The organism is Streptomyces sp. NPDC005925 (genome assembly GCF_040638805.1).
Lineage (GTDB): Bacteria > Actinomycetota > Actinomycetes > Streptomycetales > Streptomycetaceae > Streptomyces.
In genome coordinates this window covers 123,987-136,147 of sequence record NZ_JBEXVL010000013.1, presented here as the reverse complement: position 1 = coordinate 136,147, position 12,161 = coordinate 123,987, and the positions used below count along the sequence as shown (strand labels likewise).

Genomic DNA, 12,161 nt, shown 5'->3' with positions numbered 1-12,161 from the left:
CCGGCAACGTTGCCGGGTGCCCGAGGAGTACACGTGACCAGCACAGAGCAGGCATCCCAGTCAGGAGCCGGTACGGCTCATCCCGAACATCTCGGGCACGTCATCTTCATCGCGGCGGCGGCCGCGATGGGCGGATTCCTCTTCGGCTACGACAGTTCCGTGATCAACGGCGCCGTCGAGGCCGTCCGGGACCGCTACGACATCGGCTCCGCCGCGCTGGCACAGGTCATCGCCATCGCCCTGATCGGCTGTGCCGTCGGTGCCGCGACCGCCGGCCGTATGGCCGACCGCATCGGCCGCATCCGGTGCATGCAGATCGCCGCGGTCCTGTTCACCATCAGCGCCGTCGGCTCGGCCCTGCCCTTCTCCCTGTGGGACCTCGCCCTGTGGCGCGTCGTCGGCGGTTTCGCCATCGGCATGGCCTCCGTGATCGGCCCGGCCTACATCGCCGAGGTCGCCCCGCCCGCCTACCGGGGCCGGCTCGGCTCCTTCCAGCAGGCCGCCATCGTCGTCGGCATCGCCGTGTCCCAACTGGTCAACTGGGGCGTCCTGAACGCCGCCGACGGCGACCAGCGCGGCGAGCTGATGGGCCTGGAGGCCTGGCAGGTCATGCTCGGTGTCATGGTCGTACCGGCCGTCCTCTACGGCCTGCTCTCCCTCGCCATCCCCGAGTCGCCCCGCTTCCTGATCTCGGTCGGCAGGCACGAGCGCGCCCGCGAGATCCTCGGCGAGGTCGAGGGCGCGGACATCGACCTCGACGCGCGCGTGGCCGAGATCGAGAACGCCATGAAGAGCGAGCACAAGTCGTCCTTCAAGGACCTGCTCGGCGGCGGTTTCCTCTTCAAGCCGATCGTCTGGGTCGGTATCGGCCTGTCCGTCTTCCAGCAGTTCGTCGGCATCAACGTGGCGTTCTACTACTCCTCGACGCTGTGGCAGTCGGTCGGTGTCGACCCGGCGGACTCGTTCTTCTACTCCTTCACCACCTCGATCATCAACATCGTCGGCACCGTCATCGCGATGATCTTCGTGGACCGCGTCGGCCGCCGCCCGCTGGCCATCATCGGCTCCGTCGGCATGGCGATCGGCCTCGCCCTGGAGGCCTGGGCGTTCTCCTTCGACCTCGTCGGCGGCAGGCTGCCCGAGACGCAGGGCTGGATCGCCCTGGTCGCCGCGCACGTCTTCGTCCTGTTCTTCGCCCTGTCCTGGGGCGTGGTCGTATGGGTCATGCTCGGCGAGATGTTCCCCAACCGGATCCGCGCCGCCGCCCTCGGCGTGGCCGCCGCCGCGCAGTGGATCGCCAACTGGGCCATCACCGCGAGCTTCCCGTCGCTGGCCGACTGGAACCTGTCCCTCACCTACGTGATCTACACGGTCTTCGCCGCGCTCTCCATCCCGTTCGTCCTCAAGTTCGTGAAGGAGACGAAGGGCAAGACGCTGGAAGAGATGGGCTGACCCCGGGCCCGCGCCCCGCGTCCGCCCGGACACCCGGCCCGCCACCGGGCCCGAGCCCGAGCCCGAGAAGGGCATACCGGGCCCGAGAAGGGCGCCGGGCCCGAGGCCGAGAAGACCGTGGGAGCCGAGCCCGAGAAGACAGACCGTAAGACCCGGCCCCGAAGGGAATGGGGGCCCGAGCCCGAGGAGAAGGGTCCGAGCCCCCGCTGCCCCTCTCCTCGCACCGTCCGCCGCCCCGCCCGGAACCCCCGGGCGGGGCGGCGGCCGCATTCCCCGGGCCCGGCCGTGCAACGAGGTGCCTCTCGCGCGACACCTGAATGATCCGAACGTCGGGGCCCAGGTGCCCGGCGGCACCCATGGCTGATACTGGACGGGTTATGGAAATCGTCATCCTTGCTGTAGTCATCGCCGTGGTCGTGCTCGGCGCGCTCGGTGGGCTCATCGTCGGCAGCCGCCGGAAGAAGACGCCGCCCCCGCCCGCCGCCCCCGACATCACCGCCCCACCGGCCGAACCGCACGTCGGCGACGAGGCCGAGACGCCGCGGGAGGAACCCCGCCGGACCATAGAGGAGGTGGACCTGACGGGCGGCGGCTCGACGCTGGTCGGGGAACCGCCCGTCGAGGAACTCCCGCCCGCCGAGATCGAGGTCCCGGAGCCCACCGAGGGACGCCTGGTACGCCTGCGCGCCCGGCTGTCCCGCTCGCAGAACGCCCTCGGCCAGGGACTGCTCACGCTGCTGTCCCGCGAGCACCTGGACGAGGACACCTGGGAGGAGATCGAGGACACCCTGCTCACCGCCGACGTCGGCGTGCAGCCCACCCTGGAACTGGTCGAGCGGCTGCGCGAGCGGGTGAAGGTGCTCGGCACCCGCACCCCGCAGGAGCTGCGCACCCTGCTGCGCGAGGAGTTGCTCACGCTCGTCGGCCCCGACCTGGACCGCGCCGTCAGGACCGAGCCCCCAGGCGGAGGGCCCGGCATCGTGATGGTCGTCGGTGTCAACGGCACCGGAAAGACCACCACGACCGGCAAGCTCGCCCGCGTCCTGGTGGCGGACGGGCGCAGCGTCGTCCTCGGTGCCGCCGACACCTTCCGCGCCGCCGCCGCCGACCAGCTGCAGACCTGGGGCGAGCGGGTCGGCGCCCACACCGTGCGAGGCCCGGAGGCCGGCGACCCCGCCTCCGTCGCCTTCGACGCGGTCAAGGAGGGCAAGGAGTTCGGTGCGGACGTCGTCCTCATCGACACCGCGGGCCGGCTCCACACCAAGACCGGGCTCATGGACGAGCTCGGCAAGGTCAAGCGCGTCGTGGAGAAGCAGGCCCCGCTGGACGAGGTGCTGCTCGTGCTGGACGCCACCACCGGTCAGAACGGACTGGTCCAGGCGCGCGTCTTCGCCGAGGTCGTGAACATCACCGGCATCGTGCTCACCAAGCTGGACGGCACCGCCAAGGGCGGCATCGTGGTAGCCGTGCAGCGCGAGCTGGGCGTCCCGGTCAAGCTCGTCGGCCTCGGCGAGGGCGCCGACGACCTGGCACCGTTCGAGCCGGAGGCGTTCGTCGACGCGCTCATCGGAGAGTGAGCGCCTCCAGAAACCCGCACGGCACACCCGTACGGCTATCCCGCGAGGCCGTGCGTACGGCCATCCCCGCGGCTCCCACGGTTCGACGGCGTCGGCCCCCACGGCGACGAGAAGCGCCCGCCCCGAGACACTGTCGGGGACGGGCGCTTCGCCGTCGGGAGACGGGTTCGCCGGGCCCGGCGAAAAGCGGCGCCCGGGGCGTCACGCCCGCGACCGGTGCGCCACGTACGCGAGGGTGCCCAGCAGCAGCCGGGCGGCCGGGGGCTTCGACGCCGAGTCCAGGGCGGGGCAGCGCAGCCAGCGCACCGGCCCGCGCCCGCCACGGTCCGACGGCGGCGCCGTGACGTACGTGCCGCGGCCGAGGCCCCGCAGGTCGAGGGAGGCCGGGTCGTCCCAGCCCATGCGGTAGAGCAGCTCGGGCAGTTGGGCGGCGGCGCCGGGCGCGACGAAGAAGTGGGCGCGGCCCCCGGGGGTCGCGATGACCGGCCCCAGCGGCAGACCCATGCGCTCCAGTCTGGCCAGTGCACGGCGCCCGGCGGCCTCGGCGACCTCGATCACGTCGAACGTCCGGCCCACGGGCAACAGCACCGAGGCGCCCGGGTGGTCCGCCCAGGCCCGGGTCACCTCGTCGAGCGTGGCGCCCGCGGGGATCTCCGCCGCGACGTCCAGCGGATGCGCGCCCGGAGCCCGGCACGCGCGCCGGCCGCAGGAACAGGAGCCCGCCGCGGCCCGGGTGCCCGGCACCACGTCCCAGCCCCACAGCCCGGTGAACTCGGCCACGGCGGTGCACTCCGAGGAGCGCCCGCGGCGCCGCGCGCCCGACCGGATGTCACGGATGCCCCGACTGCTGCCGATCGTGAAGCCCATGCCCCCTCCAACGGGTCCGACGCGCCGATGGTTACGCAGCGGACGCGCGGCGTAACTCTCTGTCCTCGGACTCCCCATCCTCGCGCGTTTCAGGCAGCGCCCTGGGGTGTCCGGGGTGGCGCGTACGGCGGTGCGCGCCCCACGGTGCACCGTTCCACCCACTACTGAGTGTGTTGTGTCAAGTGAATCGGACTGCCGCCCGGGTGAGTTCATTCGAAGGGGTGGCGAATGGTGGCGTTTCCGTGATCGCCGTGGCTGGGCCCGTGACCGTAAGATTACTGTGGGTGCACGAGGCTACGGGGTGCAACCCTTTTCGGGTATGCCGGAGGCAAGGTGACGTTCCGTCCGAAAGCCGAAGATCCACGGACGGGAGACCACGATCACCGGCATTCTGATAGGGCTTGGCGCACTCGACGACACAGTGGTCTCAGGGATGGGGGCGTTCCAGTGAGCGGCAGCGGCGGTAACGCGACGAACGCGGACAAGCGCCCGAACGAGCTGTTCACCTCCTGGTTCGTCCGCAGCGGCTGGTCCAAGGGCGAGCTTGCTCGCCAGGTCAACCGCCGGGCGCGCCAACTGGGCGCCAACCACATCTCCACGGACACCTCCCGCGTGCGCCGCTGGCTGGACGGCGAGAACCCCCGCGAACCCATCCCGAAGATCCTCTCCGAGCTGTTCTCCGAGCGATTCGGCGTCGTCGTCTCCGTCGAGGACCTCGGACTGCGCAGCACCCGCCGCCCGCCCTCCGCGACCGGCGTCGACCTGCCCTGGACGGGCCCGCAGACCGTGGCCCACCTCAGCGAGTTCTCCCGCAGCGACCTCATGCTGGCCCGGCGCGGCTTCCTCGGCAGCTCACTCGCTCTCTCCGCGGGACCGTCCCTCATCGAGCCGATGCAGCGCTGGCTCGTGCCCGCGCCGCCCTGCCCGCAGGAGTCCCGTCCGGAGCCCACCAACCGCGCGCGCGGCCGGCTCTCCAAGCCCGAGCTGGACCTGCTGGAAGCCACCACGGTGATGTTCCGCCAGTGGGACGCCCAGTGCGGCGGGGGACTGCGCCGCAAGGCCGTCGTCGGCCAGCTGCACGAGGTGACCGACCTGCTCCAGGAGCCCCAGCCGGAGCAGACCACCCGCAAACTGTTCAAGGTCGCCGCCGAGCTCGCCGAACTCGCCGGCTGGATGTCGTACGACATCGGGCTGCAGCCCACCGCGCAGAAGTACTTCGTCCTCGCGCTGCACGCCGCCAAGGAGGCCGGCGACCGGCCGCTCGGCTCGTTCATCCTCTCCAGCATGAGCCGCCAGATGATCCACCTCGGCCGGCCCGAGGACGCGCTGGAGCTCATCCACCTGGCGCAGTACGGCAGCCGGGACTGCGCCGGCCCCCGCACCCAGGCGATGCTGTACGCGATGGAGGCCCGCGCCTACGCCAACATGAGCCAGCCCGGAAAGTGCAAGCGGGCGGTCCGCATGGCCGAGGACACCTTCTCCGACGTCGACGAGTGGGACGAGCCGGACCCCGACTGGATCCGTTTCTTCTCCGAGGCCGAGCTGCACGGCGAGAACTCCCACTCCTTCCGCGACCTCGCCTACGTCGCGGGCCGCAGTCCCGCCTACGCCTCCCTCGCCGAGCCCCTGATGCGGCGGGCCGTGGACCTGTTCGCACAAGACGGCGTGCACCAGCGGTCCTACGCGCTGAACCTCATCGGCATGGCCACCGTGCACCTCCTCCAGCGCGAGCCCGAGCAGAGTGCCGTACTCGCCCAGCGGGCCATGGCGGAGGCCAAGAAGGTCCGCTCCGAGCGCGTCAACACGCGTATCCGGAAGACCGTCGACACGGCCGTACGCGACTTCGGAGACCTCGCCGACGTCGTGCACCTCACGCAGCGGCTCGCCGTAGAGCTGCCGGAGGCAGCCGAAGCGGTCTGACCGCCACAGCCCCGGCCGCGGCCGGCCTTCCCGAACAGCCCGACTCGGCTCCCCCGCCAGGTCGTCGGAAGGCCGCCCGCGGCCGGTTCGCGTCTCCCGGGCCGCGCCCTGCGCCCACCCGGCCGGGACCTGCGTGCGCAGAATCCGCCACGGTGACGGCCGGCGGCCCGGGACCGGGCGGTTCACCCGGGCGTAACACCCGCGGCCGCTTCGTCACGCGGGCGAAACAACGAGGGGCACTCACCGAAACGGCGCTGCGCCACGCTCGTACGCACGACCGGCCCACCCCTCCATCCGCTCAGGCTTCGCCCGCACGGGGCCGTACCCATGACGAGGAGACGCCGATGGCATCAGCCGCCATCCCGCTCGCGGCGGACGCACCCGCGCTGTCGTCCGCCAACACGGGCTTCATGCTCATCTGTTCCGCCCTGGTGATGCTCATGACCCCTGGCCTGGCCTTCTTCTACGGAGGCATGGTCCGTGTCAAAAGCACCCTGAACATGCTGATGATGAGCTTCATCAGCCTCGGGATCGTCACGGTCCTGTGGGTGCTCTACGGCTTCTCCCTGGCCTTCGGCACCGACTCGGGCAGCATCGTCGGCTGGAACTCGGACTGGGTCGGCCTCAGCGACATCGGCCCGACCGACCTGTGGGACGGCTACACGATCCCCGTCCTCGTGTTCCTCGTCTTCCAGATGATGTTCGCCGTCATCACACCCGCCCTGATCAGCGGCGCCCTCGCCGACCGCGTCAAATTCACGGCCTGGGCGCTGTTCGTCGCCCTGTGGGCCACGATCGTCTACTTCCCCGTCGCGCACTGGGTGTGGGGCGCCGGCGGCTGGGCCTTCGAGCTCGGCGTGATCGACTTCGCGGGCGGTACGGCCGTCCACATCAACGCCGGCGCCGCCGCCCTCGGCGTCATCCTGGTCATCGGCAAGCGCGTCGGCTTCAGGAAGGACCCGATGCGCCCGCACAGCCTGCCGCTGGTCATGCTCGGCGCCGGGCTCCTGTGGTTCGGCTGGTTCGGCTTCAACGCCGGCTCCTGGCTCGGCAACGACGACGGCGTCGGCGCGCTGATGTTCGTCAACACGCAGGCCGCCACCGCCGCCGCCGTCCTCGGCTGGCTCGCCTACGAGAAGATCCGGCACGGCACGTTCACCACGCTGGGCGCCGCCTCCGGCGCGGTCGCCGGCCTCGTCGCCATCACCCCGTCGGGCGGCGCGGTCTCCCCGCTCGGCGCCCTCGCCATCGGCCTCGTCGCCGGTGTGCTGTGCGCCATGGCCGTCGGCCTGAAGTACAGGTTCGGCTACGACGACTCCCTCGACGTCATCGGCGTCCACCTCGTCGGCGGCATCCTCGGCTCCCTGCTCGTCGGCTTCTTCGCCACCGGCAAGGGCCAGTCCGACGTGGCGGGCCTCCTCTACGGCGGCGGCCCCGACCAGCTCTGGAAGCAGTGCGCCGGCGTCTTCGGCGTCCTCGCCTACTCACTGGTCGTCTCCGCGGTCCTCGCCCTCCTCCTCGACAAGACCATCGGCATGCGGATCGGCGAGGACGAGGAGGTCGCCGGCATCGACCGGGCCGAGCACGCCGAGACCGCATACGACTTCAGCGGCGCCGGCGGAGGCATCGCCGCCCGGACCGGGGCCCCCACGCCCGTCGCCGCCGCCGAGAACAAGAAGGTGAACGCATGAAGCTCATCACCGCCGTCGTCAAGCCCCACCGGCTCGACGAGATCAAGGAAGCCCTCCAGGCCTTCGGAGTGCACGGCCTCACGGTCACCGAGGCCAGCGGCTACGGCCGGCAGCGGGGGCACACCGAGGTCTACCGCGGCGCCGAGTACACCGTCGACCTCGTCCCCAAGATCCGCATCGAGGTGCTCGTCGAGGACGACGACGCCGAGCAGCTGATCGACGTCGTCGTCACGGCGGCCCGTACCGGCAAGATCGGTGACGGCAAGGTGTGGTCCCTCCCGGTCGACACCGCCGTCCGCGTCCGCACCGGCGAACGCGGCCCGGACGCGCTCTAGGACAACGGACAGGAGCCCACCCGGTGACGGGCACGGACGTGCACAGCGAAACAGACGGCGCGAAACCCGGCGGCTACGCGGCGGCCCGGCTGCGCCTCCTCACCGAGGAGGAGCGGTCCGGGCCGCCGCGCCGTGCGGCCCTGTCCGCGCTGACCGACGGCTGGCTGACCGGCCTGTTCGCCGCCGCCGGACAGCCGCCCGGCGCCTCCCTGGTCGCCGTCGGCGGATACGGCCGCGGCGAGCTGTCCCCGCGCAGCGACCTCGACCTGCTCCTGCTGCACGACGGCAGCGACCCCCGCGCCGTCGCCGCCCTCGCCGACCGCCTCTGGTACCCCGTGTGGGACCTCGGCCTCGACCTCGACCACTCCGTACGGACCCCCGCCGAAACCCGCAGGACCGCGAACGGGGACCTCAAGGCCCAGCTCGGCCTGCTCGACGCCCGGCACCTCGCCGGCGACCCGGGCCTCACCGCCCACCTGCGCACCACCGTCCTCACCGACTGGCGCGACCAGGCCCCAAGACGCCTGCCCGAACTCAGGGAACTGTGCGCCCAGCGCGTCGAACGCCAAGGTGAGCTCCAGTACCTCCTGGAACCCGACCTCAAAGAAGCCGGCGGCGGGCTGCGTGACGCCACGGTCCTCCGCGCCGTCGCCGCGTCCTGGCTGGCCGACGCCCCGCGCGAGGGCCTCGCCGCCGCCCGGCGCCGCCTCCTCGACGTCCGCGACGCCCTGCACCTGACCACCGGCCGCGCCACCGACCGGCTCGCCCTCCAGGAGCAGGACCAGGTCGCCGCAGAGCTCGGCCTCCACGACGCGGACACCCTGCTGCGCCAGGTCTACGAGGCGGCACGCGTCATCTCGTACGCCGGTGACGTCACCTGGCGCGACGTGGGGCGGGTGCTGCGTTCCCGTGCCGTGCGGCCGAGGCTGCGCGCCATGCTGGGCGGCGGGAAGCCGGCCGCCGGGCGATCCCCGCTCGCCGAAGGTGTCGTGGAACAGGACGGCGAAGCGGTCCTCGCCCGCGCCGCCCGCCCCGGACGCGACCCGGTCCTGCCCCTGCGGGCCGCTGCCGCCGCCGCGCAGGCCGGGCTGCCGCTCTCCCCGCACGCCGTACGCCGTATGGCCGCGGAGGTGCGACCGCTGCCCACGCCCTGGCCCGCCGAGGCCCGCGAACAGCTCGTCACCCTGCTCGGCTCCGGGCGCCCCACCCTCGACGTGTGGGAGGCCCTGGAAGCCGAAGGCCTGATCACGCGCCTGCTGCCCGACTGGGAACGGGTCCGCTGCCGACCGCAGCGCAACGCCGTACATGTGTGGACCGTCGACCGGCACCTCATCGAGACGGCGGTACGCGCCTCCGCGTTCACCCGCCGTGTCGGCCGCCCCGACCTGCTGCTGGTCGCCGCGCTGCTGCACGACATCGGCAAGGGCGGGCCGGGCGACCACTCGGTGGCCGGCGAGATCATCGCCAGGGACGTGGCCGCCCGCATCGGCTTCGACCGCGCCGACGTCACGGTCCTGTCCACCCTCGTACGGCACCACCTGCTCCTCGTGGAGACCGCCACCCGGCGCGACCTGGAAGACCCGGCCACCGTCCACGCGGTCGCCGCCGCCGTCCGCTCCCCGAGCACCCTGGAACTGCTGCACGCCCTCACCGAGGCCGACGCGCTGGCCACCGGCCCGGCCGCCTGGTCGTCCTGGCGCGGCTCCCTCGTCGCCGACCTGGTCACACGCGTCGCCGCCGGCCTCGCCGGAGACCTCCCCGAGGAGCCCGAGAGCGCCGCGCCGACCGCCGAGCAGGAACGCCTCGCCATCGAGGCCGCCGCCACCGGCAGTCCCGTGCTGTCGCTGCGGGCCCGGACCGAGCCGCCCGCGGACGGGCAGACCGACGATCCCGAACCCCTCGGTGTGGAACTCCTCATCGCCGTACCCGACCAGCCCGGTGTGCTGCCCGCCGTCGCCGGCGTCCTCGCCATGCACCGGCTGACCGTACGGACGGCCGAGCTGCGCGCCGTCGACCTGCCCGACGGCGTCGACGGCTCCGTCCTCGTGCTGGACTGGCGGGTGGCCGCCGAGTACGGCTCCCTGCCGCAGGCCGCCCGGTTGCGGGCCGACCTGGCACGCGCACTCGACGGCTCCCTGGACATCGCGGGCCGCCTCGCCGAACGCGACGCGGCCCACCCGCGCCGCCGGGGCGTCGTCCCGCCACCGCCCCGGGTCACCGTCCACCCGGCCGCCTCCCGGCACGCCACGGTCATCGAGGTCCGCGCCCAGGACGTGCCGGGGCTGCTGTTCCGCATCGGGCGGGCCCTGGAGGACGCGGGGGTGCGGGTGCGGAGTGCGCACGTCAGCACGCGGGGTTCCAACGCGGTCGACGCCTTCTACACGACCGGTGGCGAGGGCGACCCTCTGCCGCCGGGGGAGGCGACGGCGGTGGCGCGCAGGCTGGAGGAGACGCTGCGGGCGTGACCTTCCGGTCGGGTCGCGCCGGTCATGCCGTGTTCGCCGGACGCAACCGCCGCCGATGCCGTGGTCATGGGGGCGGAGCCCCGGCGCACTGGAGGGCCGGATGCCCGCTCCCTGCCGATGCGGGACGGTCCCCGCCGGTTCAGTCCGGCGGGCGGGGGCGAATTGCCTGCCGGGCCGGATACCCTGGAGGGCAGCCCGACCGCCCCCTAGCTTCGAGGACCGACGCCACCGTGTTCGATACCCTCTCCGACCGCCTCAGCGCGACTTTCAAGAACCTCCGCGGCAGGGGCAAGCTGTCGGAGGCGGACATCGACGCCACCGCGCGCGAGATCCGCATTGCCCTCCTGGAAGCGGACGTGGCCCTGCCGGTCGTCCGGACGTTCATCAAGAACGTCAAGGACCGCGCGCTCGGGTCGGAGGTCTCGCGGGCGCTGAACCCCGCTCAGCAGTTCATCAAGATCGTCAACGATGAGCTGGTCACGATCCTGGGCGGCGAGACCCGCCGCCTGCGCTTCGCCAAGCAGCCCCCGACCGTGATCATGCTGGCCGGTCTCCAGGGTGCCGGTAAGACCACCCTCGCGGGCAAGCTCGGCCGCTGGCTGAAGGAACAGGGCCACTCGCCCATCCTGGTCGCCTGCGACCTGCAGCGCCCCAACGCCGTCAACCAGCTCGGCGTGGTCGCCGAGCGCGCCGGCGTGGCCGTCTACGCGCCCGAGCCGGGCAACGGTGTCGGTGATCCGGTCAAGGTCGCCAAGGACTCCATCGAGCACGCGAAGTCCAAGGTCCACGACATCGTCATCGTCGACACCGCCGGCCGCCTCGGCATCGACCAGGAGATGATGCGGCAGGCCGCGGACATCCGCGACGCGGTCTCGCCGGACGAGATCCTGTTCGTCGTCGACGCGATGATCGGTCAGGACGCGGTCAACACCGCAGAGGCCTTCCGCGACGGTGTCGGCTTCGACGGCGTGGTGCTGTCCAAGCTCGACGGCGACGCCCGCGGTGGTGCGGCCCTGTCGATCGCCTCGGTGACCGGCAAGCCGATCATGTTCGCCTCCAACGGCGAGAAGCTCGAGGACTTCGACGCCTTCCACCCCGACCGGATGGCTTCCCGCATTCTCGACATGGGTGACCTGCTCACCCTGATCGAGCAGGCGGAGAAGACGTTCAGCCAGGAAGAGGCCGAGAAGATGGCCTCCAAGCTGGCGTCCAAGAAGGGCCAGGAATTCACCCTGGACGACTTCCTGGCCCAGATGGAGCAGGTCAGGAAGATGGGCTCCATCTCGAAGCTCCTCGGGATGCTGCCCGGCATGGGCCAGATCAAGGACCAGATCCAGAACCTGGACGAGCGGGACGTCGACCGCACGGCCGCGATCATCAAGTCGATGACGCCGGTCGAGCGCCAGGACCCGACGATCATCAACGGCTCGCGCCGTGCCCGTATCGCCAAGGGTTCCGGCGTCGAGGTCGGCGCGGTGAAGAGCCTGGTCGAGCGGTTCTTCGAGGCCCGCAAGATGATGTCCCGCATGGCCCAGGGCGGCGGCATGCCCGGGATGCCGGGGATGCCCGGCATGGGTGGCGGCCCCGGCCGTTCCAAGAAGCAGCCGAAGAAGGCCAAGGGCAAGCAGCGCTCCGGCAACCCGATGAAGCGCAAGCAGCAGGAGCAGGAGGAGGCCGCCCGCCGCGCCGCCGCAGCCCAGGGCGGCAACGCCCTGGGGATGCCGCAGCAGAGCGCGCAGGACTTCGAGCTGCCGGACGAGTTCAAGAAGTTCATGGGCTGACCGGCCCGTAGTCCAGGGCCGGTCAGGCCCTGGCGTACGTCACTGGGGGCGCCCCCCGCACGAGGGGCGCCCC

8 protein-coding genes are annotated in these 12,161 nt (G+C 72.1%); 7 read left to right on the top strand and 1 reads right to left on the bottom strand.

Annotated elements, in window-relative coordinates:
* Window positions 1-33: 33 nt before the first annotated feature.
* Window positions 34-1,452, top strand: coding sequence for a sugar porter family MFS transporter (locus ABZ354_RS17825; RefSeq protein ID WP_358657691.1), 1,419 nt, complete (start codon window positions 34-36; stop codon window positions 1,450-1,452).
* Between the two features lie 377 nt (window positions 1,453-1,829).
* Entirely contained in the window at window positions 1,830-3,029 is a 1,200-nt protein-coding gene (gene ftsY, locus ABZ354_RS17820; protein WP_358657690.1) for a signal recognition particle-docking protein FtsY, read from the top strand.
* 201 nt (window positions 3,030-3,230) lie between these two features.
* On the opposite strand, the gene ABZ354_RS17815 is transcribed toward ftsY, so the two are convergent.
* Window positions 3,231-3,896 carry a bifunctional DNA primase/polymerase gene (locus ABZ354_RS17815; RefSeq protein WP_358657689.1) on the bottom strand — a complete coding sequence of 222 codons (666 nt, stop codon included), beginning with the start codon at window positions 3,894-3,896 and terminating at the stop codon, window positions 3,231-3,233.
* A 447-nt stretch (window positions 3,897-4,343) separates the two neighbouring features.
* Here ABZ354_RS17815 and ABZ354_RS17810 point away from each other — a divergent pair, with 447 nt between their 5' ends.
* From ABZ354_RS17810 to ffh, 5 genes are all read left to right on the top strand, one after another.
* Window positions 4,344-5,816, top strand: coding sequence for a hypothetical protein (locus ABZ354_RS17810; RefSeq protein WP_358657688.1), 1,473 nt, complete (start codon window positions 4,344-4,346; stop codon window positions 5,814-5,816).
* A 344-nt stretch (window positions 5,817-6,160) separates the two neighbouring features.
* Window positions 6,161-7,507, top strand: a complete 1,347-nt coding sequence (locus ABZ354_RS17805; RefSeq protein WP_358657686.1) for an ammonium transporter — start codon at window positions 6,161-6,163, stop codon at window positions 7,505-7,507.
* Window positions 7,504-7,842, top strand: a complete 339-nt coding sequence (locus ABZ354_RS17800) for a P-II family nitrogen regulator (protein ID WP_358657684.1) — start codon at window positions 7,504-7,506, stop codon at window positions 7,840-7,842. Before ABZ354_RS17805 ends, ABZ354_RS17800 begins: the two co-directional genes overlap by 4 nt.
* 23 nt (window positions 7,843-7,865) lie before the next feature.
* Entirely contained in the window at window positions 7,866-10,307 is a 2,442-nt protein-coding gene (locus ABZ354_RS17795; RefSeq protein WP_358657682.1) for a [protein-PII] uridylyltransferase, read from the top strand.
* Between the two features lie 230 nt (window positions 10,308-10,537).
* Window positions 10,538-12,088, top strand: coding sequence for a signal recognition particle protein (ffh, locus tag ABZ354_RS17790; protein ID WP_358657680.1), 1,551 nt, complete (start codon window positions 10,538-10,540; stop codon window positions 12,086-12,088).
* Window positions 12,089-12,161 lie beyond the last annotated feature (73 nt).